Source organism: Corallococcus macrosporus (genome assembly GCF_017302985.1).
Lineage (GTDB): Bacteria > Myxococcota > Myxococcia > Myxococcales > Myxococcaceae > Corallococcus > Corallococcus macrosporus_A.
In genome coordinates this window covers 220,511-247,375 of record NZ_JAFIMU010000012.1, presented here as the reverse complement: position 1 = coordinate 247,375, position 26,865 = coordinate 220,511, and the positions used below count along the sequence as shown (strand labels likewise).

General features: G+C 71.1%; 21 protein-coding genes. 9 read left to right on the top strand and 12 right to left on the bottom strand.

The annotated features are described in order from the left end of the window. Window positions 1–81: 81 nt before the first annotated feature. The 3 genes from JYK02_RS34085 to JYK02_RS34075 all read right to left on the bottom strand — a co-directional run bounded on the left by JYK02_RS34085 (window position 82) and on the right by JYK02_RS34075 (window position 2,987). Window positions 82–2,139 (bottom strand): cation:proton antiporter, encoded by a 2,058-nt coding sequence (locus JYK02_RS34085; protein WP_207057094.1) that lies wholly within the window; start codon window positions 2,137–2,139, stop codon window positions 82–84. An 89-nt stretch (window positions 2,140–2,228) separates the two neighbouring features. Continuing rightward, complete coding sequence (locus JYK02_RS34080) at window positions 2,229–2,384, bottom strand: hypothetical protein (RefSeq protein ID WP_207057093.1); 156 nt, start codon at window positions 2,382–2,384, stop codon at window positions 2,229–2,231. Window positions 2,385–2,531: 147 nt separating this feature from the next. Next, on the bottom strand, window positions 2,532–2,987 hold the full coding sequence (locus JYK02_RS34075; RefSeq protein ID WP_207057092.1) for a hypothetical protein: 456 nt from the start codon (window positions 2,985–2,987) through the stop codon (window positions 2,532–2,534). Between the two features lie 221 nt (window positions 2,988–3,208). On the opposite strand from JYK02_RS34075, the gene JYK02_RS34070 reads away from it, so the two are divergent. The 4 genes from JYK02_RS34070 to JYK02_RS34055 all read left to right on the top strand — a co-directional run bounded on the left by JYK02_RS34070 (window position 3,209) and on the right by JYK02_RS34055 (window position 8,759). Then, a complete protein-coding gene (locus JYK02_RS34070; RefSeq protein ID WP_207057091.1) occupies window positions 3,209–4,084 on the top strand; it encodes a TonB family protein in 876 nt (291 codons plus the stop codon). 27 nt (window positions 4,085–4,111) lie between these two features. Further along, window positions 4,112–5,449: a PepSY-associated TM helix domain-containing protein gene (locus JYK02_RS34065; RefSeq protein ID WP_207057090.1), complete on the top strand. Its 1,338-nt coding sequence runs from the start codon at window positions 4,112–4,114 to the stop codon at window positions 5,447–5,449. Window positions 5,450–5,750: 301 nt separating this feature from the next. Beyond that, on the top strand, window positions 5,751–8,039 hold the full coding sequence (locus JYK02_RS34060; protein ID WP_347402647.1) for a TonB-dependent receptor: 2,289 nt from the start codon (window positions 5,751–5,753) through the stop codon (window positions 8,037–8,039). Between the two features lie 39 nt (window positions 8,040–8,078). Then, the gene (locus JYK02_RS34055; protein WP_207057088.1) at window positions 8,079–8,759 is read left to right on the top strand and encodes a Fe2+-dependent dioxygenase; all 681 of its coding nucleotides are present in this window, start codon (window positions 8,079–8,081) and stop codon (window positions 8,757–8,759) included. Window positions 8,760–8,775: 16 nt separating this feature from the next. Here the strand turns inward: JYK02_RS34055 and JYK02_RS34050 are convergent, their stop codons facing one another. Next, window positions 8,776–9,237, bottom strand: a complete 462-nt coding sequence (locus tag JYK02_RS34050; RefSeq protein WP_207057087.1) for a universal stress protein — start codon at window positions 9,235–9,237, stop codon at window positions 8,776–8,778. 146 nt (window positions 9,238–9,383) lie between these two features. Between JYK02_RS34050 and JYK02_RS34045 the strand changes: the two genes are divergently transcribed. Then, window positions 9,384–10,256, top strand: a complete 873-nt coding sequence (locus JYK02_RS34045; protein ID WP_207057086.1) for an SDR family NAD(P)-dependent oxidoreductase — start codon at window positions 9,384–9,386, stop codon at window positions 10,254–10,256. 6 nt (window positions 10,257–10,262) lie between these two features. Here JYK02_RS34045 and JYK02_RS34040 read toward each other — a convergent pair whose 3' ends face one another. From JYK02_RS34040 to truD, 7 genes are all read right to left on the bottom strand, one after another. Next, a complete protein-coding gene (locus JYK02_RS34040) occupies window positions 10,263–11,060 on the bottom strand; it encodes a trypsin-like serine peptidase (protein ID WP_207057085.1) in 798 nt (265 codons plus the stop codon). A gap of 279 nt (window positions 11,061–11,339) precedes the next feature. Next, window positions 11,340–12,830, bottom strand: a complete 1,491-nt coding sequence (locus JYK02_RS34035) for an FAD-dependent oxidoreductase (RefSeq protein ID WP_207057084.1) — start codon at window positions 12,828–12,830, stop codon at window positions 11,340–11,342. Further along, window positions 12,827–14,173, bottom strand: coding sequence for a 2Fe-2S iron-sulfur cluster-binding protein (locus tag JYK02_RS34030; protein ID WP_207057083.1), 1,347 nt, complete (start codon window positions 14,171–14,173; stop codon window positions 12,827–12,829). The genes JYK02_RS34035 and JYK02_RS34030 overlap by 4 nt, the downstream gene beginning before the upstream one ends. Window positions 14,174–14,383: 210 nt before the next feature. Next, window positions 14,384–15,916, bottom strand: a complete 1,533-nt coding sequence (locus tag JYK02_RS34025) for a hypothetical protein (RefSeq protein ID WP_207057082.1) — start codon at window positions 15,914–15,916, stop codon at window positions 14,384–14,386. Between the two features lie 8 nt (window positions 15,917–15,924). After that, window positions 15,925–16,431 carry a hypothetical protein gene (locus JYK02_RS34020; RefSeq protein ID WP_207057081.1) on the bottom strand — a complete coding sequence of 169 codons (507 nt, stop codon included), beginning with the start codon at window positions 16,429–16,431 and terminating at the stop codon, window positions 15,925–15,927. After that, window positions 16,428–17,000: an RNA polymerase sigma factor gene (locus tag JYK02_RS34015; RefSeq protein WP_242589509.1), complete on the bottom strand. Its 573-nt coding sequence runs from the start codon at window positions 16,998–17,000 to the stop codon at window positions 16,428–16,430. The genes JYK02_RS34020 and JYK02_RS34015 overlap by 4 nt, the downstream gene beginning before the upstream one ends. Before the next feature lie 96 nt (window positions 17,001–17,096). Then, window positions 17,097–18,713, bottom strand: a complete 1,617-nt coding sequence (gene truD, locus JYK02_RS34010; RefSeq protein WP_207057079.1) for a tRNA pseudouridine(13) synthase TruD — start codon at window positions 18,711–18,713, stop codon at window positions 17,097–17,099. Between the two features lie 72 nt (window positions 18,714–18,785). Between truD and JYK02_RS34005 the strand changes: the two genes are divergently transcribed. The 4 genes from JYK02_RS34005 to JYK02_RS40625 all read left to right on the top strand — a co-directional run bounded on the left by JYK02_RS34005 (window position 18,786) and on the right by JYK02_RS40625 (window position 24,903). Beyond that, window positions 18,786–19,721 carry a hypothetical protein gene (locus JYK02_RS34005; RefSeq protein ID WP_207057078.1) on the top strand — a complete coding sequence of 312 codons (936 nt, stop codon included), beginning with the start codon at window positions 18,786–18,788 and terminating at the stop codon, window positions 19,719–19,721. Between the two features lie 127 nt (window positions 19,722–19,848). Beyond that, entirely contained in the window at window positions 19,849–21,519 is a 1,671-nt protein-coding gene (locus JYK02_RS34000) for an adenylate/guanylate cyclase domain-containing protein (protein WP_207057077.1), read from the top strand. Between the two features lie 17 nt (window positions 21,520–21,536). Beyond that, window positions 21,537–23,888, top strand: a complete 2,352-nt coding sequence (locus JYK02_RS33995; RefSeq protein ID WP_207057076.1) for a serine/threonine-protein kinase — start codon at window positions 21,537–21,539, stop codon at window positions 23,886–23,888. A 109-nt stretch (window positions 23,889–23,997) separates the two neighbouring features. Continuing rightward, window positions 23,998–24,903, top strand: a complete 906-nt coding sequence (locus JYK02_RS40625) for a hypothetical protein (protein ID WP_207057075.1) — start codon at window positions 23,998–24,000, stop codon at window positions 24,901–24,903. 49 nt (window positions 24,904–24,952) lie between these two features. Here JYK02_RS40625 and JYK02_RS33985 read toward each other — a convergent pair whose 3' ends face one another. Beyond that, entirely contained in the window at window positions 24,953–26,749 is a 1,797-nt protein-coding gene (locus JYK02_RS33985; RefSeq protein ID WP_207057074.1) for a DUF4215 domain-containing protein, read from the bottom strand. Window positions 26,750–26,865 lie beyond the last annotated feature (116 nt).

The following is a 26,865-nucleotide window of genomic DNA, read 5'->3' as shown; positions in this document are numbered from 1 at the left end:
GGAGACCTCCGGGACGCGGAAGGGGAGCGGCATGCCCTTCCTACGGCCGGCCGCATCCCCCATTGCATCCGGGCGCCCGCCTCAGCCGAGCACGCCCTTCGCCGCGTCGATGGCCTCGTGCGTCCCCGCCAGCGCCAGGATGTCCCCCGCGCGCAGCACCTCCTGCGCGGTGGGCACCAGCACGCCCGCGTCGCCCCGGCGGATGGCCAGCACCGTGGCCCCCGTCATGCCGCGCAGGTTGAGCTCCGCCAGCGTGCGGCCCACCGCCGCGCTGGACTCGCCGAGCGCCACCGACTCCGGCTCGCCGATGCCGGGCAGCATCTGACGCACGCCGTGCAGCACGTCCGGTGCCGGCTCGTCCTCCTCGCCCTTGGCGTGGGACTGGGCCGCGAGCGCCTCCACGATGACCTGCGCGCCCGCGCGCATGTGGCCCTGCAGGTTCGTGGCGCTCTTCCAGAAGGCGAAGCCCATCACGCCCAGGGACACCAGCAGCAGCACCGCGCCCGGCACGCCGGGCAGGAACGGCTGGGTGATGGCCAGCACCGGTACGCCCACCATGAAGACGCTGGCCAACTGGAGCGCCACCACCAGCACCCGCCGGGGCGCCGCCGCCAGGTCCACCTTGCCGTTGGCGGCCGCCGGCAGCGCGCCCTCCGCCAGCACCACGCCCAGCCGCCGTCCCATCCGCACGATGCCCACGCAGAAGGGCAGGGCCAGCGCCGTGGCCAGGCCAATGACGACCCACGGCGTCAGCGTCGCGCCCCAGCCCATGCGCTCGTCGATGAACACGGTGATCCGCGGCAGCAGCACCGACGTGCCGATGACGATGATGGTGATGAACGCCGCGTCCAGCAGCATCAGCAGCGCCATGCGCCGCACGCGCGCGCCCACCGTCTTCTGGCGCGGCGACGTGCGCAGGTTCTCCACCCAGCTGCCGTACAGCGACGCGAACGTCTGGAGCGGCGCGGGCAGCTTGCGGTCCACCCAGTTGGCGATGGGGCCGGACGCGCGGATGAGCCACGGCGTCGTCAGCGTGGTGATGGCCGACACGGCCACCGCCACCGGGTAGAGGAACAGGCCGGTGGCCTTCAGGGACAGGCCCAGGCCCGCGATGATGAAGGAGAACTCGCCAATCTGGGACAGGCTGAGCCCCGCCTGCACGGACGTGCGGGTGCCGTTGCCGGTGAAGAACGCGCCCAGCGACACGCTGAGGATCTTCCCCAGGATGACCACGCCCGTGAGCACCGCGATGGCGGCCCAGTGCTCGCGGATGAGCGCCGGGTCGATGAGCATGCCCACCGACACGAAGAACACCGCGCCGAAGAGGTCGCGCACCGGCTGCACCAGGTGCTCGATCTCCTTGCCCTCGCCGGACTCCGCCACCAGCGAGCCCGCGAGGAACGCGCCCAGCGCCACCGAGTAGCCGAACGCCTGCGCCAATAGCGCGACGGCGAAGCAGATGCCCACGCTGGTGACGAGCGTCGTCTCCGGCCGCTGGAGCTTCGTGATGGCGCGCATCAGCCGGGGCACGACCAGCAGGCCCACGGCGACCAGCCCCACGAGGAAGGCGGCCAGCTTGCCCACGGTCAGCGCCAGGTCCCACGCGGACAGGCCGGAGCCGGTGGACACCGCGGTGAGCATGGCCATCAGCAGGATGCCGATGAGGTCCTCCACGATGAGGATGCCCACCACGATGCCGCGCAGCGCGCCGCGGATGTTCTGCTCGTCGAACGCCTTCGCGATGATGGTGGTGCTGGAGATGGCGATGCAGCAGCCGGTGAACAGGCTCTCCAGCATCGTCCAGCCGAAGGCCCGGCCGACGACGAAGCCCAGCCACACCATCACGCTGCACTGGATGACGGCGGTGAGCCCCGCCGTGGGCCCCACCTGGAACAGCCGCCGCAGGCTGAACTCCAGCCCCAGCGAGAACATCAGCAGGATGACGCCCAGCTCCGACAGCGTCTGCACGATGCCCGCGTCCGCCACCAACGGGATGGGGACGTGCGGCCCGATGATGAAGCCCGCGAGGATGTAGCCCAGCACCACGGGTTGGCGCAGGCGCTGGAAGAGGACCGTGGTGACCGCCGCGACACAGAGGACGGTGGCGAGGGCTTGGAGGAACGCGTGGGCGTCGTGCATGGAAGGGCGCCTCTGGAGGTGATGGGGCTTGCGATGCCCGGCCCCGCCCGCGATGCGCGGGGCCGGATCCACGGGAAGTTAGGGCGGGCTCAGGCGCATCGCTCGAGGGCGATGGCCCCGCCGATGATGAGCAGGCACACCAGGCCGCTCCACAAGAGGCGAGCGCCCTGCCACTGGTCATGGGTGGCGCCGCCCTGCTGGGGCGGGATGGGGGGGGTGGGTTCAGGGGGAGGGGACGAAGACATGGAAGAAGCTCTCGCGCGGGCGCGAAGGGCGCACCGCGTGCGGAAGGGAATGCGTTGGAGGGAGGGCCCGCCCGCCTGGCCTCCGGAGAGCACACCGGGGCCGTCAGGGGGAGGAGGCCGCGAAAAGGGAAGCGGGAAGGAATCCGCTCAGCCCTGGACGGGGGGACCCTGGGCCGGGCAGTTCACCGTCCGGGGACGGTCCGCCAGCGGCGTGAGCCTTGAGGGCAGCGCGCGGGCAAGCAGGCCCTGGGCGTGCGCCAGCACCCGGGCATCGTAGCGCGCGAGCAGCGCGCGCAAGGTGTCCCACCGGGGAGCATGGGGCGTCGGAGGACGGAAGGTGACGGCACCCCGGTCCACCTGATCGCGCGGGACCGGCTGCGGCGCACCCACGTGGGACCCGTGCAGCAGCCCCGCCTCTTCCCATCCCAGCTTCGGGCTGGAGGACGGGCGCGACGCCTCGGCCGTCCGGGACGCCACCGCGTCCGCGCGGGGCCCCGCCAGCCCCAGGAACGCGGCCAGCACCGCCGCGCACACGACCGCCGCCACGGCGAACCGTGTCTCGCGGAGGGCTTCACGCCCGGTGTGGGGAGGGGCCGGCGTCATGGGTGGGGGGGTTAAGCATGTCGCACCGGATGCGACAGTCGGTGGACGACAGAAAACCGTGTCAGCGGAAGGCCTTTATACGCAGCCGGGGGAGCACGCACCTCGGAAAATCGCGGTCTTGGCGTCGAAATGGTCACGCAGTGACGGACCGGGATGATTTCAGCGGGCCTCGACATTGACGTTGCCACCCGTCAGGGGATATCCCCTTTCGGCAATAGAAAATGAGAACCATTCTCAACTTCGACAACGGACTGGGTGCTGCTCCGACGCTGCCTCAAGCTGTGACCGCCCGTGTGGATGCGGTGCGTGTCCCCGTGGGGCTCTTCCAGTCCGCGACCGCGTCGGTGGAGGGTGGGTGGGGCCGCTGGAGCGGGGCCCTGCTGGCCGCGACCGCGGCGCACGTGGTGGCGCTGGCGGTGGGGCTGACCATGGCGACCCGGCCGGCCCCTCCGGTGGCGAAGCCGGAGCCGGAGCTGGTGCTGATGGCGTACGCGCCGCCTCCGCCGCCGCTGGGCGGTGGCGCGCTGAAGCAGGCGTCCGTGGAGCCCGTGAAGCCGGTGGTGCAGAAGCCCCGCCCGAAGCGGCAGGAGCTGGTGGTGCCCGCGAAGGTGCCGGAGCCGGTGAAGGAGACGCCGGAGCCGGTGGAGCAGGTCGCGGAGACGCCGGCCGTCACGGAGGTGGCCACGACCGCGTCGCAGGCGCCCGCGGGTCCGGGCGTGCCGGAGGGCGCGGTGGGTGGCGTCGTCGGGGGCGTGGTGGGCGGGCTGGTGGGCGGCAAGCTCGGTGGGCAGGGCAAGGCGCCGCCCATCTATTCGCCGCGAGAGGTGATGAATCTGCCGGTGCTGCTGTCCGGCAAGCCGGAGTATCCGCGCCGCGCTCGTGAGGATGGCATCACCGGCGTGGTGATGGTGATGGTGGTCATTGGCACGGACGGCTCGGTGGAGCCCGGCTCGCCGCGCATCCAGCGCTCGGTGCCCGGGCTGGACGAGGCCGCGCTCGAGTCCGTGGCGAGCTGGCGGTTCTCGCCGGCCCTGGGACACGACGGCGCGCCGGTGCGCGTGAAGGTCGTCATCCCGGTGAAGTTCGCCCTCAGGTAGTTCCTTCGCAGTCACGCAGACGCCTTCATGAATCCCAAGCTCCGCTCGGTTCTCTTCTGGATCCACCTGGTGTCCGGCCTCGTCGTGGGGCTCGTCGTCGCGGTGATGTCGTTCACTGGCGCGGCAATCGCTTTCGAGTCGGAGATCGTCGACTGGGCGGACCGTGACGCGCGCCACGCGGCGCCTCCCGCGCAGGGGACTCCCCGGCTGACGCTGGAGGAGATGATCGCGAAGGCGAAGGAGGCGAAGCCGGCCGCGCAGCCCTCCGGCGTGACGGTGTCCCCGGAGCCGGACAGCATGGTGACGGTGGCCCTGGGCCGCGGCGCCGCGGTCTACGTCCATCCCTATACCGGTGAGGTGCGCGAGCAGGGCGCGCAGGGCTGGCGCGCGTTCTTCCACACGATGGAGGAGCTGCACCGGTGGTTGGCGGCCTCGGGCGACAACCGCGCCGTGGGCAAGGCCGTCACGGGCGTGAGCAACCTGGCGTTCCTGTTCCTGGGCATCACGGGCCTGTTCCTGTGGTGGCCGCGCAAGTGGACGCTGCGCTCCATGCGGCCCACGCTGTGGTTCCGCCGGGGCCTCAAGGGCAAGGCGCGCGACTTCAACTGGCACAACGTCATCGGCTTCTGGTCGCTGCCGGTGCTGGTGGTGCTGACGGCGTCCGGCGCGGTGATTTCGTACCGCTGGGCGTCCAACCTGATCTTCACCCTGACCGGCAACGAGCCGCCGGCGGCGCAGGGCCCCATGGCCACGCCGCCCGTGCCCGTGCCCACCCCCGCGCCGGGCACGAAGCCCCAGCCGCTGGATGCGCAGTTCGCGGCGGTGATGAAGCAGTCCAACGCCTGGGAGGCCATCACCCTGCGGCTCGCCACGCCTCCCGGCCCCGGTGGCCAGGGTGGTCCGCGCGCCGAGGGTGGCGCACCGCGCGGCGAAGGTGGCCCGCGTGCTGAAGGCGCGCCGCGTGGCGAGGGGGGCCCCAGGGGAGAAGGGCGCGGGGGGCCGGGCGGTCCGAAGGGCCCGCAGGCCAGCGCCTTCACCGTCCGCGAGCAGGAGCGCTGGCCGCTCTTCGCCACCAACACGGTGTCGGTGGATCCGTTCACGACGCAGACCCTGAAGACGGAGACCTACGCGGACTTCAACAGCGGCCGGAAGGTGCGCACCTGGATGCGCTTCCTGCACACCGGCGAGGCGCTCGGCTGGGTCGGCCAGCTCATCGCGGCGCTCGCGTCCATTGGCGCGGTGTTCCTCGTCTACACGGGCTACGCGCTCTCCTGGCGCCGGTTCGTCCCGCGCCGCCGGACCCAGCCCGCTGCCCCCGCCATCGCGGCGCCTCCGGCCGTGGAGTCGGAAACGCACGCCGCCTGAGACACGTCCGCGGCAAACGCAGACATCCCCAGGGCCCGGACCGCGAGAGCGGATCCGGGCCTTCTCTTTTTCACCCATCGGCGTGTGGCATTCGTCCGGCTGATGCGAAGCAGTGCCGCGACACCCATCCGCCTCGAAAGTTACATCCACCTCCGGGAAGAAATTTCTTGTAACGCGAAGCCTAGTCCTGCATATGCGAATCATTCTCAATTAGGCAGCAAGCTCCTTCCCGAGGGGACCCGTGTCCACAGCCAAGCCCGGTCGTTCTGGTATCCGCTCTTCGAATGGCAACCCTGGAGGCGTGCGCGGCGCGCTGTGGCCCTGGGGGCCCGCGGCCGTGGGGCTCGCCTCCGCGCTGGCGGCGGGTGGCGCGGTGGCCCAGGAGACGCCGGTGACGGGCGACACCACGACGCCGGTGCAGGAGTCCCGCCCGGCGGAGAGCGCTCCCGTGGGCCAGGAGGCGCCGTCCCCCGAGCGCACCCCGGAGTCCGCGCCCACCACCGCCCCCGCGGCGACGGCGGAGCAGGCCGGCCAGCAGGATGACGCCTACGTGTTGCCGGAGGTGTCCGTCGAGGGTGAGACGGCCAAGTACAACGTCACGGAGCCCAGCCTGACCCGGCTGCCGCGGCCGCTGGTGGACACGCCGCAGACCATCACCGTGGTGCCCGAGCGCGTGATGGAGGAGCAGCAGGCGACGACGCTGCGCGATGCCCTGCGCAACGTGTCCGGCATCACCGTGACGGCGGGCGAGGGTGGCCGCCAGGGCGACTCCTTCTCGCTGCGCGGCTTCTCCGCCCAGACGGACACGCTGCGCGACGGCGTGCGCGACCTGGGCTGGTTCACGCGCGACACGTTCAACCTGGAGGGCGTGGAGGTCTACTTCGGCCCGTCGTCGGTGCTGTTCGGCCGAGGCTCCACGGGCGGCGCCATCAACCTGGTGACGAAGAAGGCGCGCAAGGGCTCCTTCACCGACCTGCGCCTGTCCGGCGGCACGTCGCCCACCGGCCGCCTGGAGGCGGACGTCAACCGGGAGATCTCCGACAGCGTGCAGTTCCGCGTGAGCGCCGTGGGGCAGTTGGCGGGCGTCGCGGGCCGAGACATCGTGAAGGAGAACCGGGTGGGCATCGCCCCGTCCGCGCGCTTCCAGCTGGCGGAGAAGGTCGCCCTGGAAGTGGACTACTTCTACCAGCACGAGGACAGCGTGCCGGACTACGGCCAGCCGTACTTCAACGGCTACCCCGTGGGCGTCACCCTGGACGTGCCCCGTGAGAACTTCTACGGCGTGAAGGACAGCGACACGGAGCTGGTGAACGCGCACATCGGCTCGGCGCGCCTGCTGGCGGACCTGGGCGGCACGTTCCGGCTGACGAACACGCTGCGCTACGGCGGCGTGAACCGCTTCGCCCGGCCCACCGCGCCGCGCGGCCTGACGCCGGTCGCGGCGCCCACCACCATCGGCCGCCAGCGCTTCGAGACGACCGCCGACAACACCTACTTCGCGGACCAGCTGGACGTGCGCGGCGGCTTCACCACGGGCTTCCTCAAGCACAACGCCAACATCGGCCTGGACATCTCCCGCGAGCAGCGCGAGCAGGGCCGCGTCAACCTGACCCTGAACGGCGGCAACGTGCCGGCGGACCTGTTCGATCCGGACAACAGCCCGGACCTGTCCGGCGTGGCCCGCGTCCCGGGCGCCACCAACTACAGCCGCCAGTGGAACCTGGGCGCGTACGCGTCGGATCAGATCCAGATCACCAAGTACGTGGAGGTGCTGGGCACCCTGCGTCTGGACAACCTGCACAGCGACTACGAGACCAAGGCCGCGAACGGTGACATCGCCGCCTTCGAGCAGGAGAACAGCCTGTTCAACTGGCGCCTGGGCCTGGTGCTCCACCCGGTGGAGAACACCAGCGTCTACGGCATGTACGGCACGTCCACGAACCCCAGCGCCGAGCTGGCCACGCTGTCCAACGACACCGTGACGCTGGACCCGGAGAAGAACGAGACCTTCGAGATCGGCGCCAAGTCGGACCTCATCACCGAGCGCCTGAGCGTCAACGCCGCCGTCTTCCGCACCAACAAGAAGAACGCGCGCGTGCCGAACTCCACCCCGGACGGCCCGCCCGTGGTGCTGGAGGGCAAGCAGCGCGTGCAGGGCTACGCCCTGGGCGTCGCGGGGTCGCCGGTGCGCGGCTGGAACGTGTTCGCCAACTACACGTTCCTGGACGCGAGCATCCAGGAGCACACCAACGACTTCCTGGAGGGCCAGCGCCTGGTGAACACGCCCAAGCGCAGCCTGTCGCTGTGGACCACGTACGCCATCCTGGACAGCCTGTCCGTGGGCGGCGGCGCCACCTACCAGGACGTGGCGACGGTGAACAACCCGGCCAACGCGACGGTGGTGCTGTCCAAGGTCCCCAACTACTGGCGCTTCGACGCGTTCGCGTCCTACACCGTCCTCAAGAAGGTGGACCTGCAGCTCAACGTCTACAACCTGACCGACAAGCTCTACTACGACTCGTACTACGGCGGTCAGGCCGTGCCGGCGGACGGCATCTCCGCCCTGCTGTCCGCGCACGTGCGCTTCTAGTCGCGCGCTTCACCTGCCGGGCGTAGGAGGACGTTCATCATGATGGTGCACATCCCGCAGGTCCTCACGCCCGAGCAGGTGGCCCACTGCCGCGCCGTCTTCCAGAAGGCGGCGTGGGAGGATGGCCGCACCACCGCCGGCAAGCAGTCCGCGCAGGTGAAGAAGAACCTCCAGCTTCCCGAAGGCAGCCCCGCCGCGCGGGAGCTGGGGGACCTGGTGCTGGCCGGCCTGGAGAAGAGCCCGCTGTTCATCTCCGCCGTGCTGCCCCAGCGCGTCTTCCCGCCGCTGTTCAACCGCTACGAGCCCGGCATGGACTTCGGCTCGCACGTGGACAACGCCATCCGGCCGCTGCTGGGCACGAACCAGCGCATCCGCACGGACGTGTCCGCCACGCTCTTCTTGAGCGAACCGGACAGCTACGACGGCGGGGAGCTGGTGGTGGAGGACACCTACGGCAACCACTCGGCGAAGCTGCCCGCGGGGGACCTCATCGTCTACCCGTCCACCAGCCTGCACCACGTCACGCCGGTGACGCGCGGCGTGCGGCTGGCGTCGTTCTTCTGGGTGCAGAGCATGATCCGCGACGCGGGGCAGCGCTCGCTGCTCTTCGACATGGACACGTCCATCATGCAGCTCACCCGCGAGGTGCCCAAGAGCCCCGCGCTGGTGATGCTCACCGGCGTGTACCACAACCTCCTGCGCCAGTGGGCGGAGCCCTAGCCGGCTCCCGAAGCCGTCAGTCCGTGGTGACGTGCAGGGTGAGCACCGGGCACGCCGCGCGGCCCACCACCTTCTGCGCCACGCTGCCCAGCAGCATGCGCGTGAGCCCCTTGCGCTGGTGCGTGCCCATCACGATGAGGTCGTACTTCCCGCGCTCGGCCTCCTCCAGCACCACGTTGCCCGCCTCCCCAATCACCACGCGGTGGGACAGCGCCACGGGCGCGGTGCCGTCCACGGAGCGCAGGAGCGTCTCCAGCTCCTTGCCCGCGGTGTCGCGCGCCATGCCCTCCAGGGACGTGGCGTCCCAGCCGGGCGAGGCCACCAGCAGGTCCGGCGCCACGTACTGCGGCGGCTCCCAGGCGTGGATGACGTCCACCGTCGCCCCGAAGGGCCGGGCGAGCTGCAGCGCGTAGTCCACGACGGAGCGGGACCCGTCCTTCAGGTCCACCGGCACGAGGATGCGTGAAGGGCCAGCCATGGGTGTCCTCCTCCTGCGGGTACACCGAAGGGGTAATACCCACTCGCCGTGGGGGCAAGCGGGCGTGCAGGGAGGGCCGAGCAGCGGGGCGGGCGCGCAAGGCCACCCGCGCATGGACACCTTCCAGTCCGAGGTCCTGCCCCCATATGCGCCCTCCCATCGACAACGGTACCGTGCTCATCATTGGCGCCGCTGGCGGCATCGGCCGCGAGCTTGCCCGGCTGCTCTCTCCCCGGGTCAGGACCCTGGTGCTCGTCGCGCGCGACGTGGACGACCTGGGGGCCCTGCGCGAGGAGTTGCTCGCCCGCAACCCGACGCTGGGCGTGATGATCCGCGCCTGCCGCCTGGATGATCCGCGCGCCGTGGACGCGCTCTTCGAACACCTGGAGCGTCACTACGTCCGCGTGGACGTGCTCATCAACAACGCGGACTACGCCTCCAGCGGGATGTACGCGGAGGAGCGCTGGAAGCGCATCGAGGAGCTGGTGCAGGCGAACGTGCTGGCCCCCGCGATGATCACCCACCGCCTGCTGGGGCCCATGGTGGAGCGCGGGCGGGGTGGCATCCTCACGGTGGGCTCGGGCGCCGCGCGCCTGTTCCTGCCGGGCGCGGTGACGTTCGCCGCCACGCAGCGCTTCCTGGACGGCTTCAGCGAGTCCCTGCGCCTGGAGCTGAAGGGCGCGGGCATCCCCGTCACCTTCGTGGCCGCGGGGCCGCTGGCGCTGGAGCCGCACCTGGAAGGGGAGGTGACGCCCTTCTTCGAATTGTCCCTGCGCCAGTGCGCCCGCGAGGCCCTGGCGGGCTTCGAGCGGGGCGAGGCGCTGGTGTACCCGGGGCTGGGGCACCGGTGGATGATGCGGCTGTTGCGCTTCCTGCCACGCTCCTTCAAGCGGGGCCTGGGGCGGCTGGCGCTGGGCGGGCTCAAGCGGACGCTGCTCTTGAATCCGCCCGCCCCCGGAACGAATGCGCCCCCCCAGCCGGTGCTGCTGGCCGGAGGGGAGCCCACGTCCGTGACGTGACGGCGACTACAGGCCGATTTCGGCCAGGCGGGCCTTCACGCGCGTGGCCTTCACGCCGGTGTTGGCCGTGCCGCGGCCCTGCGAGTTGCCGCCGACGCCGATGTGGTGCAGCGCCACCACCTGGTTCGAGGACGTGGAGATGACGGGCGAGCCGGACGAGCCGCCCAGCGTGTCCGCGTCGTAGGAGATGTCCGTGGTGCTGTAGTTGCCGTTGAGCACCTTGCCCGGCGAGGACTTCTTCGTCGGCGTGCAGGACGGCGTCGTGTAGTAGTCGCAGTTCTGGTTCACGACGTACACGGTGGAGCCCGTCGCCGCGTTGGTGCTGGAGACGGAGAGGAAGCCGTACACCTGGCCGGGCAACTGGCCGTTGACGGCCGAGCAGCGCAGCGCCGTCATGTCGTCACTGCTCCACGTCTTGATGAACGTGGCGCACGGGTACCAGATGCGCGAAGCGGACGCGACGCCGTCCTCGTAGTTGAACGACACGCGCGCGCCCACCGCGTCCGCGCTGCTGCCCACGCAGTGGTTGTTGGTGATGACGACGTCGTTGGACACCAGCCACGCCGTGCAGCGGCTGCCCACCGCCGGGATGGAGAGGTAGCCCACCGCCAGGGACTTCGTGCGCTGCGTGCCCGTGAGGGACGTGGCGCTCACCCAGTTCACCGTGCCCACGATGACGTTGGACTCCTGCGACGCCAGCGCCTCATTGGTGGGCTCCGCGTCCGGCACGTCCATGGGCTCCACGGAACCACACGCCGTCAGGCCCATCACCAGCATCGCACCCACGAGCTTCTTCGCGGCCATCTCTGAGTCTCCCCCCGCGCGGCATTGCGCGGCGCGGGGGGCCTACGCACGCCGCGTGCCACGGCGCGCCCCAGAGGAGGCCCGCACCCGCGCGGCCGCACGGATGGTGCGTGGATGCTCCGTGCAACCCGGTTGCGTTTGTAAAGAAACGTCACGTTCCCCGGCGAATCCCCAGCCATCCCGGGCGTTTGCGTGATTTTCCGGGAGTGCCGCTTTTGCGGACATGCGGGAGACCGCCCCTGTCCCAGGCGGAGACAGGGGCGGGGCGGGCGGAATTCTTCAGCCGATGATCATGTCCTCGCGCTCGAGGGTGCCTTCCTCGAAGCGGCGGAGGTTGAAGCGGGTGAAGAGCTCGTCGGAGGCGCCGGAGGTCATCCACTGGGCCATCCGCTCCGCGACGGCGGGGGCCATCATGAAGCCGTGGCCCACGAAGCCGGACATCTGGAGCAGGTTGTCCAGGCCGGGGGTGCGCCCGAGGATGGGGTTGTTGTCCGGGGTGACGTCGTAGAGGCCGCCCCACTGGCGCAGCACCTTCACCTGGCCCACGTGCGGCAGTTGCTCCGTGAGGGCGCGGGCGAAGCGCGACACGAAGCGCAGCGTGCTGCCCATGTTGGGGCCGGAGGGCTCCAGCGGGTCGCCCATGCCGCCGACAATCTCACCGCGCATGGACTGGCTGAAGTACAGGCCCGTGTCGAGGACGGACACCAGCGGCGACAGGAAGGGCTTGAGCGGCTCGGTGCTCAGGATTTCATGGCGGTGCGGCTCGTTGGGCAGCTTCACGTCCGCCAGCTTCGCGACCGCCGGGCTCCACGCGCCGGAGGCAAGCACGACGGTGTCGCAGGCGATGTCGCCCCGGTCCGTCTTCACCTTGCGCACCTGGCCGTTGCTCGTCTCGAAGCCGGTGACGTTGGTGTACGTCTCCACCTTCACGCCGCGCTTCACGCTGCCCTGCGCGTAGCCCCACAGGAAGGCCCAGGGGAAGATGACGCCGTCCTCCGGGTTGTAGGCCGCCGTCACGCAGTCCTTCATCGTGAGGCCCGGGACGACCTGGCGCGCCTCGTCCGCGGTGATGATGCGCGTGGGCACGCCGTACTTGTTGTGCAGGGCGGCGTTGCGATCCAGCCGGTACGCGGTGTCCTTGCGCTTGGCCAGGAAGAGGTAGCCGCCCTGGCGCAGCCACACGTTGACGCCCAGGTCGCGCGCGAAGCCCTTCATCAAATCAATGGAGCGCTTGGCCAGTTGGATGAGCGCCGGGGTGCCCCACTGCATGCGCACGCCGCCGCCGTTGCGGCCGGACGCGCCGGCGCACAGGTAGCCGCGCTCCAGCACGACGACGTCCGTCTCCCCGCGCAGCGCCAGGTTGTACGCCAGCGACAGGCCCATGATGCCGCCGCCGATGATGACCACCTTCGCCTTCTGCGGCACCGGTCCCTCCGGGCGCAGCGCGGACGGGAAGTGCTCCAGCTCCTGGGGCACGCCGCCCACGGGCGGGACGGCCTCGTCCACCGGGGCGCTGGCCAGCACGCGCAGCTCCGTGGGGTACAGCGGCGGGCGGGGCGTGAAGGGCACCACGCCCTCCGGCTTGAGCGCCGGGGCCTTCTGCTTGAGCAGCGCCGCCACCGCCGCGTGGCAGCTCTTGCCCTGGCAGATGCCGGTGCCGAAGCCCGTGTAGCGCTTCACCGACTCCACGTCGTGGTAGCCGCGCTCGATGGCGTGCTCCACGTCCGTGACCGTGACGTCCTCGCAGGTGCAGACGAGCGCCTTGCTCATGACAGCCCTCCCAGCAGCGCCTGCGCCGCGCGTGCGCCCATGGCCGCGGCGTCCTTCGCCGTGCCGACCTTCGCCACGTCTCCCGCGACGAACACGTCCGCCGCCTGCGTGCGGCCGTCCGCGTCCGCCTCCACCCGGAAGTGGCCCGCGTCCGCGTCGAACTCCACCTTCGCGCCGCCCTGGCGCGCCAGCTCGAAGCCCGGCGCCACCGGCACCGACACGACGACGGCGTCGCACGACACCTTCTGCTTGCGGCCGCCCTGGGGCGTGAAGCTCAAGCCCGTCACGCCGCGCAGGCCGTGGCCCTTGAGCCCGTCACCGATGACGGCCTTGGGGTGCGCGTTCGCGGGCAGCGGGCCCTTCAGGTCCACCACCGCCGCCACCTCCACGCCGCGCTGGGTGAACAGGTGCGCCAGCGCGTGCAGCTCCGGGCCGTGGCCCACCAGCGCCGCCACCCGCGGGGCCACGTCGTGCTTGCGCAAGAGCAGGCTCGCCGCGCGGCCCGCGATGACGCCGGGCAGGTCGTTGTTCTCGAAGGGGAGGGTGGGGGGATGGCCGCCCACCGTGAGCAGGAAGCGCTTCGCGTAGACCTTGAGCAGCCGCAGGTTCGCGGCCTCCTGGGACGCGACCGCCAGGTAGCGGCCGTGCTCGTCGTCATACAGGCCGATGACGGTGGCCCTGCGCACCACGCTGCCCTGCGGGAACGCGGTGGCCTCCGGCACGAAGGGCGCGTTCTCCTCCGGGGCGCCGTGCGCCAGCCGCCCGCCCAGGGTGGCGTCGCGCTCGAAGAGCATGAAGGGCACGCCCTTGCCCGCGAGCACCCGCGCCGCCTCCAGGCCCGCCGCGCCGCCGCCCACCACCGCGACGGAGGTGTGGAAGGTGCGCGGGGGCAGGGGCTCCGGGCCCGCCTCCTTGGGCAGCAGGCCCAGGCCGGCCAGTTGCCGGGCCACGCGCGCCATCACGTCCTCCGCCACCGGCACGCCCGCGAACATCTCGTGGTGATCCAGGCGCTTGGGGAAGAACCAGTCGATGGTCTCGAAGATGTCCACCTTCGCGGAGGGGTACGCGTTCTGCCGCTCCAGCCGCATGCCCTCCTTCGCGGGGGTGCGGCAGGTGTAGACGTTGGGCAGCCCGTCCACGCGCATGAGGCAGTGCGAGCAGGCCGCGGCGAAGCAGTACGGCCCGCGCGGGCGGTGGTACTTCACGGAGCGGGAGAGGACGTTCTCGCCCGCGGCGATGAGGGAGCACGCCACCGGCTCGCCTTCGATGGCGGGGATGCTCTCGCCCTCGAGGTCCACGGTGATGGCCCTGCCGCGCGGGGTTGCGTCTGGGAGGCGTCGCATGGGTGCCGCGCAAAATGGCGCACCCGACGGGGGCGGTCAAAGCCTGTCAGCGGCTGCCCGCCCACCGTCCACAACCGGTCACGACAGCGCAGGTGATGGCGCGCGAGCGTGGGGCTTGTTGGAGAAGGAAAAGCCCCACTCCCGGTACGCTCGGGAGCGGGGCTTCATGATGCGGTGTGGCAATCCCGGGCGGCCGTGAGGCCGGGTGCGTCAAACCGGGTGCTCGCTCCGGGGGAAGATGGGCTCCGGCATGCCCCGGCCGCCGCGGTAGCCGAAGCGGGTGCGGATGACCGCGCCGAAGGCCAGCGGGATGAGGAAGAGGTTGAGCAGGACGCCAATCACCGGGATGTGGCTGACCAGGAGGATGGCGCCCAGGCCCAGCGCGAGCACCACCGCCTGCGTCTTCCTGCCGCGCAGCACCGGCAGCCGGGTGCCCAGCTCGCTGGCGATGGCCGCGTAGCCCAGCGCCGTGCCCAGCATGGAGGCGACCAGGAGGGCGAACGCCACCGGGATGCCCACGAGCGTGACGCACAGCACGACGCTCAGGGGGATGAGGGCCAGCGCGCCCACGAAGCCCACGACGGCGTTGCGGCGGGGGTTGGCGCGGATCTCATCGCCCAGCTCCTTCATGCGCGCCGGGAAGAACATCTGCCCCAGGAAGCCCAGGCCGAAGAGGAGCGCGAACTGGAGGATGAACGACGCCAGGCCGCCGCCGTTGTCGTGGTCGTCATCGTCGGTGTCCTTCACGGACGTGTCGTGGTTCTGCACGTCCTGCATGCCGCGCTTGATTTCGCCCGCCACCATGCGGCCCAGGCCCGCGCCGCCGAAGGACTCCAGGCTGCCCTCCACCCGGGCGCCGTCCGACTTCTGCACCTGGCCGCCGAAGGCGGACACGTCGCCGTCCACCTCCGCGTTGGGCCCCAGGATGACGTTGCCGCCAAAGGCGTGCGCGTCTCCCTCCACGTGGCCCTGGATCTCCAGGTTGCCGCCGAAGGCGACCGCGTCGTCCTCCACGATGCCCTTCACGATGAGGTTGCCGCCGTAGACGACGGCGCTCTCCACGGACTCGCCCTCCTTCACCTCCAGGTTCTGTCCGCGCGCCACCACGTCCCGGGCGCCGCGCTTGCCCTTCTTGTGCTTGAAGCTGTCGCGGAAGTTGCGCAGCTCCTCGCGCACGCGCTCCTTGGCCGCGGCCGCCTCTTCCTTCGCGGCCTGCATGGCCTCCTCGCGGGCCTGCCGCGCCTCCTCGCGGGCCTCCTCGCGAGCGCGCTGCGCCTCTTCACGGGCCTGGGCGATCTCCTCCGGAGTCGCGTTCGGGTCCATGGCGGGCATCGGGGGAGCCGGCGGCGTGGCGGCGATGACGGGAGGCGCGGGCGGCGTGGGCAGGGCGGCGGGGCTCGCGCCGGCCTCCTTCTCCTTCGCCGTGAGCGGGCGCAGGGTGAAGATGGAGCCGTCCTGCTCCAGGTGGAGCGAGTACGCGCGGGACACGGTGCGCAGGGCCTGCTCGGCGCTGATGCCGCGCAGGCGCACCTCGGCGGGGACGTCCAGGTCGCCGGTGACGACCAGGTTCAGGCCGCCCTTCTCCGCGATGGTCTTGAGCGCGTCCCGCAGCGAGCCGCGGAAGCTCACGTCGATGGTGCGGGCGGGAGCGGCGGCGGCCGAGGGGGCCGGGGCGCCTTCCGCGAGCGCCATGGGGGCGCCGAGGAGGAGGGTCGGAAGCAGCAGGCGGGGGAGGATCTTCATGGACACGCTCAGGCTTCGGAGAGGGACGGGGGAGGGGAACCGACCAGGCGCTTCAGGCCGAACAGGGACGTGAACACGGTGAAGGCGATGAAACAGGCCACCGCCAGCCCCGCGGTGCTCCAGAGGGCGTGCGCCCCACTGAACAGGCCTTCCACGAAGGCGCGGGTGCCGGCCACGCTGGACGCGAACGCGGTGCCCATGCGGCCGAGCGCCCGGTCGTTCGTGAGCAGGAAGCCCAGCCCCACGCCCAGGGACGTCAGCAGGATGGCCAGGCCCGTCCACACCTCGCGGCGCTGGGGCACGGGGCTCTCCGCGACGCGGGCCATCACGTTCACGACCAGCGACGGGGGCGGCAGCGGATCCGCCAGCCGGAACAGGTCCTGCTCCAGCAGGCGGTGGTCCTCCATCAGGGCCGCGCACGCCTCGCACTCCGCGGCGTGATCCAGCGCGGGGCCCTCACCGGCCTCCAGCTCCGCGAAGAGGACTTCCAGGTCGGGGCAGGGGGTGGGGCTCATCGCGTCTCCTCCTCGGCGGGCGTCATCTTCTTGCGCAGCTTCTCACGGGCCCGGAACAGCCTCGCCATGATGGTCCCGGGCGCGCAGCCCATGATCTGCGCGATCTCCTTCGTGGTGCGCTTCTGGACGTAATAGAGGGCCAGCACCTCGCGGTCGTCCACGGAGAGCGTCTCCATGGCGGCCTCCAGCGACTGCCGCTCCTCGCGCGCGATGGCCCCGTCCTCCTGGGACGCCTCGTTGCTGGGGAGCACCTCCTTCATGGGCTCCAGTTCCTCCGTGCGCACCTTGGTGCGGCGGCGGAGCAGGTCCAGGCAGAGGTTGCGGGTGATGGCGAGCACCCAGAGGTCGAACGGGCGCGCGTCGTCGTAGCGGTGGAGGTTCTGGTACGCGCGGAGCAGGGCCTCCTGCGCGACCTCGGCGGCCTCCGCCTCGCTCTGCAGCAGGCGCAGCGCCAGGCCGTACACCGGGCGCTGCACGCTGCGCACGAGCGCTTCGAAAGCGGACGGGTCCCCCTTGCGGGCGGCCTGCACGTCCGCCTTCCAGGGGAGCGGGGCGGCTTCCTCAGCCATCAGCATTCCGATGGCCATGGGGAGCGAGTCGAGGGCAAGAGCGTTCACGCCCTGGAATACGGGCATGGCAAAAGGCCATTGCGCTGCCCCCGAGCATCACTTCCGCTTCTGTTTTTTCGCGGACTTGGCGGCGGCCAGGCGCTGCTTTTCGGCCTTTTCCGCCCGCACTTCGGCCTTCACCTGCTTGCGCTGCTTCTGCTTCGCCCGGAAGCCCAGCGGAATTTCCGGCTCCGGAGCCGGCGAGGGGGCGGCCTTGACCTCATCCAGGTCCGGCAGCGCCTCGCGGGGCTGGCGGGCCGGACGGCCGATGCGGCTGGGGGGCCGGGCTTCCTTGCCCGGGGCCTCGGCCCGGCGGGCGGGGCGCTCGGACGAGGCCGGACGCGCGGTGCGGCTGGGGGCGCGGTCCGCGAGGGTGCGGTGGCGCGAGGGCCCCTCGCTGGCGCGGGCGGCGCTCCGGGCCTCCTCCACGCGGGCCTCTTCGCGCTCGGTGGTGACGAGCCGCGGGCGCTGCGAGGTGCGGATGTCCTCCTTCGAGTCCTCCGTGTACTCGAAGTGGAACAGGCGCTTGATGACCAGCGTGGCGTACGCGCCCGGGGGCAGCGTGAAGGCCACGTTGACCTTGATGTCGCCGCGGTTCACGTCGTCGTTCTGCGTGCGGCCCACGACGAGCTTGTGCGGGAACATCACCAGCGGGCGCTGCTCCTCCTTGAAGTAGAGCATCCGCTCCGCGCCCTTGATGCGCAGGTCGGAGAGCTTGAGCTTCTCGCGGCCCAGCACCCACGTCATGGCCTCCGCCACCTTCGGATCCTGGAAGGTGGTGTCCGGCCCCACGAGCGGGAAGGTCTTCTCGCGCAGCGTGTGCAGCACGTCCGGGGTCGCGTCCCGGAAGTGCAGGAGCGTGCCGGCCTGGTAGCGCATGGGGAACATGGCCTCGCGCGGCAGCATCAGCTGGAGGTAGCGCCGGACGCCCTCGTTCCAGAGGAAGCTCTGGTACTCGAAGAGGATCATCGCCCGGTAGTCCGAGTCGATCTGCAGGAACGCGCGGAGCCAGTCGCCCGGGTGCTCACGCAGGGAGCGCAGGATGCGGTGGTACTTCTTCGCGCCCTCGAAGGGCACGCGCGCGTCCCACTTGCCCCAGTTGTCGCGCCAGAAGCCCTTCACCTTGGCGTCCTCGGTGCGGTCCAGGTCCGAGGGGCGGGCGAAGTAGTTGTGCAGCGCGGCCTCGAAGTCGCCCCGGATGAGGTCCTTGGCGATGAAGCCCTGGCCGTGCTTGAGCGCGCCGAAGCGCTGGCTGTCGAAGTAGTTCACCACGCCCAGCCGGTTCACCTCCGCGGCGGCCAGGTTGAGCGGCGCCAGCGAGTCGTGCGTCAGGGCGCGCACGGTGACGGAGAAGCGGTTGGAGGTGATGTTGCGCGCGGACAGCGGCTTGTCCGTCCGGCCCAGGAACTTCAGGCGCAGGTCGGGCTCCTGCATGTCCACGTCGGCGCCGTCCACGGCGATGATCTGCTCGGTCCGGCCCTGCTTGTCCTTGAGGCCGCAGTAGCTGATGGCGCCGGGCTTCAGACCGAACGCGTCACGGATGCGGTTGACCGCGTCGAACGTGGACAGCTTCTGCTTGTCCATGAGGTAGACGCGATGCTTGCCGTTTTCGACTTCGTCGAAGCGGTAGGACTCCTTCACGGAGAAGTCCTCGGGTTTTTGCTTGATTCGCACGACAGCCCCCTTACCAGCGTGGACGCGCGGATAGAAGCGTTCGCGCCTGAAATGGGCTTAACCTGCAACCCCATGAGAAACCTTCCCGTCCTGCTCCTGCTGGGGCTCGCTGGCCTCGCCGTGGGGTGCGCGACCCCGCTTTCCACCATGCAGACGGCGAAGACGCTGTCGCCCGGGCAGGTCCAGGTGACAGGCAGCATGGGCGTGTTCGTCCCCGTGGGGACGCTGGGGTCGGTGGTGGACGTGGGCATCGACCAGGGGAAGGCGGCGAAGCGCGCCATTGAAAACGACGAGCCCTACACCCTCACGGAGGAGGACCAGCAGCGGCTGATCACGGCGGGCCTGGCGCTGGCGGTGGCCCCGCCAGGGGTCAACCCGGAGCTGATGGTGCGGGTGGGGCTCCTGGACGGCTTCGACGTGGGCGGGCGCTACAACGGCAACGCGCTGCGCTTCGACGGCAAGGTGCGGCTGGCGCACGGCGGTCCCGGCCCGCGCCGCTCCTATGACCTGGCGGTGGGGCTGGGGGTGTCCAAGTACCTGTTCTCCGGGGCGGTGATGGACGTCCTGGAGGTGGTCCAGCTGGGGGACTTCAGCCGGACCGACGTGGAGGTGCCGCTCTACCTGAGCGCCGAGTACGGAGACGTGTTCAAGCTCTACGGCGCCCCCAAGTACGTCTTCAGCCACACCAGCCTGGACGCCCGGCTGGTGGACTTCTCCCAGCAGGGCAAGCCGGTGACGGGCTTCGACGTGAGCCTGCCCTCCACGGTGAACAGCCACTTCGTGGGCACCACGGTGGGCTTCGCCCTGGGCTACAAGTACGTGCACTTCTACGCGGAGCTCACCGGGGGCTACGTCTTCTCCAGCCCCGTCATCTTCGGGCAGAAGCGGGACGTGGGCGGGATGACCTTCCTGCCGTCCATTGGCCTGGGCTTCCGCGCCCCGGAGCGACGTCCGCCCGCGTCAGCGGACCCGGCGGCCCCGGGGACGCTGGCCCCGCCGTCCACATGAGCGGCCGGGTGGGAGCGAGGACTGACCGGCCGTGCAGGGCGGCGGCGGCCCGTCCGGGGGGCGGCGTCGCGAGCGTTCCTTTGGGGCGGAAGGCTCTGGTAGTGTCCGGGCCGGTGAGGATTCGCGCGTGAACCAGGCACCCGCCCCATTCCCGCCCAGGTCCGGGTCGCACCCGCGCGGGCCGCACCTGACGGGGCGGTTCGCGGACGGGACGCTGGGGGAGTTTCCCCTGGGTCCGACGACGTCGCTCGGCCGCCACCCGTCCAACACGCTGCGGCTGGTGGACCGGGAGGTCTCCAAGGAGCACGCCACCATCGAGAAGGTGGGGCGCGACTTCGTGCTGCGCGACCTGAACTCGTCCAACGGCACCTTCGTCAACGGGCGCCGGGTGACGGGGGAGATGCGCCTCAAGGACGGGGATGAGATCGCCCTGGGGTCCTCCCGGCTCGTCTTCCACAGCGGAGAGGCGGCGCCCGGCGGGCCCAACCCGCCGACGCTGCCGGGCGTGACGGTGGTGGCCAACGCCGTGTCCATGCCGGCCTTCCTGGCGCAGATGGACCAGGTGCCGCAGAACTTCCGCCCCGCGGAGCAGGTGACGGACACCGCCGCGCTGCGCCGGGACTACGAGAAGCTGCGAATCGCCCACGAGTTCCACCGGCAGGTGAGCCTCAAGGGCAACCAGGACGACCTGTTCGAGCAGATCCTCAAGGTCGCCTTCGAGCTGCTCGCGGCCGACCACGGCGTCATCCTGAAGGTGGGCCCGGAGGGGGAGTTCATCCCGGCCGCGGTGCACCACCGGCAGGGCAAGCAGGTGAACGTCATGCTGTCGGACACCGTGCTCAAGCGCGTGGTGGAGACGGGCAAGGCGGTGCTCACGGCGGACGCCATCATCGACGAGCGCTTCTCCGCCGCGGAGAGCATCGTGGCGCAAGGCATCCGCTCCGCCATGGCGGTGCCGCTGCTGGTGAACGGCGACATCATGGCGGTGCTGTTCCTGGACAGCCGCCAGCAGATCAACGCCTTCTCGGAGAAGGACCTGACCATCCTCTCCGGCATCGCGGCGCAGGCGGGCATCGCGCTGGAGAACGCGGCGCTGGCGGAGCAGATCCGCAACGAGGCGGTGACGCGCGCGGAGCTGTCGCGCTTCCTGTCCAAGGCGGTGGCGGACGCGGTGATCAACGGCGGCACGGAGGACCTGCGCCAGAGCCGGCTCGCGGAGGTGAGCTGCCTGTTCGCGGACATCCGTGGCTTCACCACCCTGGCGGAGAGCGACTCGCCGCAGGAGGTGGTGTCGATGCTCAACAGCTTCTTCACCGCCATGGCGGACGTGGTGTTCCGCTACGAGGGCAACCTGGACAAGTTCATCGGGGACTGCGTGATGGCGGTGTGGGGTCCGCCGTCGTCGCACCCGGATGATCCGGCCCGGGCCCTGAGGGCCGCGCTGGAGATGCAGGACGCCGTCACGGAGCTCAACCGGCAGCGCGTGCTGGACGGCAAGAAGCCCATTGAAGTGGGCATCGGCGTCAACACCGGCCAGGCCGTCGTGGGCTACATGGGCAGCGCGGAGCGGCACGAGTTCACCGCCATCGGTGACACCGTGAACACCGCGTCGCGGCTGTGCGGCATCGCCCGGAGCGGCGAGGTGCTCGCGTCGGAGGCCACGGTGCGCAAGTCCGGGCCCGGCTTCGACGTGGAGGAGCTGCCGGTGCTCCAGGTGAAGGGCAAGGAGAAGGGCGTGCAGACCTTCCGCGTGCACGGCGCGGAGCTGACCACCTCCACCTCCCGCAAGGTGCGCTGACGGTGCGCTCCTCGTCCATGACGACGACCCAGTCGTGCCCCAACTGCGGCACGGTGCACGACACCCGGGTGTACGTGAGCGGCCAGAAGGTCACGTGCCGCTGCGGCATCCGGTTCGAGGTGCGGCGCGCGGACGTGTCCGGCATCCACCGCCCGAATACGGCCGAGCCGTCGGGCGTCCGTCCGGCCGTGAAGGCCAACGACGAAGCAGGCGTCGCGGTGACGTTCGTCCCGCGCGCGGCGGAGAATCCGCCAGAATCGGCGTCACCTTCCGCCGCTCGCGGTGTTGGAGCGGACGGGGAGGACGCGGTGGGACAGGAGATGAGGGCCGGCTCCGTCCCAGGGGGCAGCGACATGAACGTCCCGCGACCGGATGGCGTGGGGAAGGCGGACGAGGGCGAGGTTCCCGTGGCGGTCGTTCCGGCCGCCGTGGAGGGCCGCAACGCGCCTGTGTCCGGAGTGGCGGTGCCCACGGCGGATCCAGGCGCGCAGGCGCTGGCCCCGGACGGGGTGGAGGCCACGCTGGTGCGCGCGGCGACGCCGGGGGTGAAGGCCCCCCGGGTGATGGACACGGGCCTGCGCGCCATCGAGCACGCGGAGACGGTGCTGACGGGCGCGAAGCCCCAGCTGCCGGGCCTGGAGCTCCTGGAGGTGCTGGGGCGCGGCGGCATGGGCGAGGTGTGGCTCGCGCGCCAGCAGTCCCTGGGCCGCACGGTGGCGGTGAAGGTGCTGCCGCCCCGGTTGGCGAAGGACGAGGAGTTCGTGTCGCGCTTCGACAAGGAGGCGACCGCGCTGGCGGCCCTGAGCCACCCGAACATCGTGCAGATCATCGACCGGGGCGTGCAGGGCGAGCACTACTACTTCGTCATGGAGTACGTGGAGGGCCAGTCGCTGCGCCACGCGCTGAGCGGCCGGGAGGGCCTCTCCCCCGCGCAGGCCCTGAAGGTGCTGCTCCAGGTGGCGCGCGCCGTGGAGTGCGCGCACGCGAAGAGCATCATCCACCGCGACCTGAAGCCGGAGAACATCCTGCTGGACGGGCGGATGCACGCGAAGGTGGCGGACTTCGGCCTGGCGGGCATCCACGAGCCGAACTCGGAGAAGCAGCTCACCGCGACGGCGGTGGCCATGGGCACGCTCAACTACATGGCCCCGGAGCAGCGCCGGGACGCGAAGAACGTGGACGGCCGGGCGGACCTCTTCTCCCTGGGCGTGATGATGTACGAGGCGCTCACGGGAGAGCTGCCCGTGGGCCGCTTCAAGCTGCCGTCGGAGCGCGTGCGCGGCCTGGACCCGCGCGTGGATCCGGTGGTGGAGAAGCTGCTGGAGACGGACCGCGAGGCCCGCTACGCCACCGCCTCGGAGGTGTGCGAGGCGCTGGAGGCGCTGGTGGCGGCCTCGTCGTCGTCGCCGCACGTGGCGCCCGCGTCGGCGCTGGCGCGCGCGCAGCCCTCGCACGTGGCGTCCATGAAGGCCATCACGGGCCCGGAGACCGCCGTGCTGGAGGCGCTTCACGCGGGCTGGGGCCGCGTGCGCACCGGCCTGTCCATCGTGGGCGGCCTGGCCGTGCTGGGCTTCGCGGTGCGCGCCTTCGTGGGCGTCGGGGGCCTGGCGGGGCTGACCGGCGTCCCGCGGGAAGCGCCGCCCCCCGTGCTGCACTTCCCGGCCAACACGGAAGGGGAGGTGTTCGCCGGACTGAAGCTCACGCCCCCCACGGCCGGCTCCGACGACAGCACCCTGGAGCTGGGCTTCGAGCCTGGCGAGGAGGAGCTCAACGTCCACAGCGGCACCTGGACCATGGACCAGGGCGAGCTGCGGGTCGTGCAGGCCGGCCGTGAGGCGGACGGCAAGCTGGTGCCGCGCGCGTACCTGGCGCACCGCTACTTCACGAGCGACGACTTCACGGCGGAAGTGCTGATGGACGTGAAGCCGCTGGGCAAGGAGTGGTCCGTCGAGGAGGACGGGCAGCACTTCAGCGAGCTGGCGTTCCGCATCCGCGACGTGCAGGTGTCCGTCTTCGCCATCCCGGACGCGGGCATGCGCCTGTCGTGGCGCTACTTCTCCCCGGAGGACGGGCACGAGGTGGTGGGCAACAGCGCGGAGGACACCAAGAACCTCGTCCAGGACGAGATGCCGGTGCCCAAGCAGGGCCCGTTCCTGGTGAAGCTCCAGCTCAAGCGGCAGAAGAGCGGCGTGCGGGTGGACGCGTTCCTCAACAAGCGGCTCTTCGCCTCCAAGGTGCTGCCGGGCTTCGAGGGCCGCGTGGGCAAGCTGGCCCTGGGCTGCCGCAACCTCCAGTGCACCTTCGACGACCTGAAGGTCGTGGGGCCGCTGCAGGAGCGCCCCGTGCGCCGCGTCGCCACCGGCGAGTAGGCCGCCGCTCGCGGACGGGGCTTGCCGCTCCGCCCGCCCGTTCCCACCTTGCTCCCGCCGGGCTCCGTGCGTCGCGGGGCCGCTTCCGGCACGCGGGCGGGGGTGGGGCATGGCCGTGGACCTGGACCTGGGGCGCGTGCTCCTGCTGCCGCTCTGTGGCGTGGGGCTGGCCCTGCTGCTCTGGGCGACGTTCACCCTGGGACGGACGCCTGCGGGCTCGCGGCCCCGCTGGCTGCTCGCGGGCTTCGGGGCGCTGGCCCTGGGGCTGGTGCTCTTCGTTCCCTGGATGCGCGGCACGGCCCTGGTGCCCGTGTCGCCGGACGTGCTGGTGAAGGCGCTGGGCGCCGTGCTGCTGGTGCTGGCCGCGGGCGTGTCCGCGCGGGGTGCCCGGGTGCGCCTGCGGGCGGATGCGCTGCGCGGCGCCGCGCCCGTGCCCCTGGACGAAGCGGTGGCGGCCCTGCGCGAGGGACGGCCTCCGGGCTTCGGCGTGTACCGGGGCCGGCTGGAGTCCCTGGAGACGCTGACGTCGCCGGGCGGCGTGCCGTGCGCCTTCTACGACGCGGCCGTGCACGCGGTGGGGGCCCATGGCCGCAAGGGGCCGCTCCTGTCGCGCGAGCGCGCGTACTCGCCGGTGCTGCTCCTGAAGGGCGAGCGCACCCGGGCGGCGGTGGGCTTCGCGCCGTCCGCGCTGCTGGCCCCGGTGGAGGTGCGCCGGTGCGAGGCGCCGCCCGCGCTCACCCGGGCGGAGCTGCTGGGCGCGGAGCCCGCGCAGGCGCTGTCCTGGGAGCGCGTGGGCGTCCCGGGCGAGGCGTGCCTGGTGGTGGGGGAATTGAAGCGCGGTTCCCGCGACGGCACCTACGAGCTGCGCGGGCGCGGCGGGCGTCCGGCGCTGGTGGTGCTGGGGGAGGGGGCCGCGGGCACCGGTGGGGTGCTGTCCCGCCAGGCCTGGAAGCACTTCGCGGCGGCCGGGGCGCTGTCCCTGGCCGCCGCGTTCATGCTCGCCCGGACCCTGTGAGGTCCGGACGGAGGGCCCCGGCCCGTGAGGGCACCGGGGGCGGACGTCCTCAGCCGATCTCGACGCGGCAGACGGCGCTGCAGCCGTCGCGGGGGGTGGTGTTGCCGTCGTCGCAGTCCTCGCCGTCATCCTCCTGGCGGATGCCGTCGCCGCAGCGCGCGTTCCAGATGCAGGTCAGGCTGCACTTGCCGTAGCCCGGGCCGTTGTTGTTGCCCTGGTCGCACTGCTCACCCGGGTCGATGACGCCGTTGCCGCAGGTGGACTTGCACTCGGTGCGCTGCGTTTCGAAGTTGTTCAGGGTCAGCTTGTACGAGGACTGCGACGTGTGGCGCTCGGCCTGGAACACGACGACCTCGTAGATCTTGCCCTTCACCAGGCCCAGGGAGGCGACCGTGGGCGCGTCCGCCAGGGACACGGTGCCTTCCGTCGCGCCGTGCACGCCGCCCAGGTCCAGGGCGAGCTTGCGGTTGATGAACACCCACACGTCGTCGTCACCGAGGAACGTCAGGACCTCGGTGCCCTTGAACTCGAACCAGTAGCGCGTCTCGCTGGTGAAGCTGAAGTTGCGCTTGATGTTGTTGTTGTCGTTGAGCAGGTTCTCCTTGCCCTGGCCCACCCAGCCGCTGGTGTCGAGCGGGAAGAAGGTCTGGTCGTTGAACAGGTAGGAGCCGTTGCCCTGCTTGTCGAGCTTCAGCGTGCCGACCTCCGTCACGTTGACGCCCGGCGTGTCGCGGTACCACTGGTCGAAGGCCGTCTTGCCGTGGGTGACGGCGGAGCCGCTGCCCTTGGCGTAGATGGGCTTGCCGTCCGCGCCCAGCGGGCCGTACTTCGCGCCGACGATGCCCAGCTCGGGGCCGTTCGCGTCATTGAAGTCCGGGTGGGCGGCCAGGGGGGCCACGCAGCCCGAGCTCACGCCGCAGAAGTCGCGGTACACGACGGGGATCTCCACCGAGGCCGGCGGGGACTCGGTGACGCGCACGCAGGCGAAGCCCGCCTCCAGCTTGCAGGTGGACGAGCAGCCGTCGTTGGAGCGCACGTTGCCGTCGTCGCACTCCTCGGTCTTGTCACCCGGCAGGATGACGCCGTCGCCGCAGCGCGCTTCGCAGGTGCCGTTCACGCACTTGGGCTCCAGCACGCACAGCGGCGAGCAGCCGTCGCCCATGTCGTGGTTGCCGTCGTCGCACTGCTCGGTGCCTTCCTTCTTGCCGTCGCCGCAGGTCGTCTTCGTGCACGCCTGGCCCACGACGTCGCACTTGTAGCCCTGCTCCAGGCGGCAGATGTCGCTGCAGCCGTCGCCCTTGGCGGCGTTGCCGTCCTCGCACTCCTCGTCACCGGCGATGACCTTGTCACCGCACGCGGCCGCCTTGCAGCGCTGGCCCTGCAGGGGGCACGCCCAGCCCGTCTCCACGGTCTTGCAGTCCGCGGAGCAGCCGTCGTTGGACTCCGCGTTGCGGTCGTCGCAGACCTCGTTCGCCTCCAGGAGGCCGTTGCCGCACATCGCGGCCTTCACGCACGCCTCACCCGGGAACGGGCAGACGTAGCCGGACTCCACCTCCAGGCAGTTGGCGCGACAGCCGTCACCGGACGCGTTGTTGCCGTCGTCACAGGCCTCGCCCTTCTGCTGCTTGCCGTCGCCACAGACCTGGGGGCCCGGATCATACGAGCCGCCGTCCGGCAGCGTGTCGCCGCCGTCGGTGTTTCCACCGTCGGTGTTTCCACCGTCGGTGACGGTCGTCCCACCGTCTTCGTCAGGGTTTTCGTCGCCGGGGCAGGCTGTGAGTGCGAGGAGGAAGGAAGCGAGCACGAGGCTCGCGAGTCGAGTCCGAGCGGGGGAATGTTTCAGCATGAAGCAGATGCTGGAAGGCCCTGACCCCACGTGTCAATTGGATCAGGTGTTATTCCACCCAGCCAATGCGTAAAAATGGAGAAAGCCCGTACGGATGTACGGGCTTCCATTGTCGC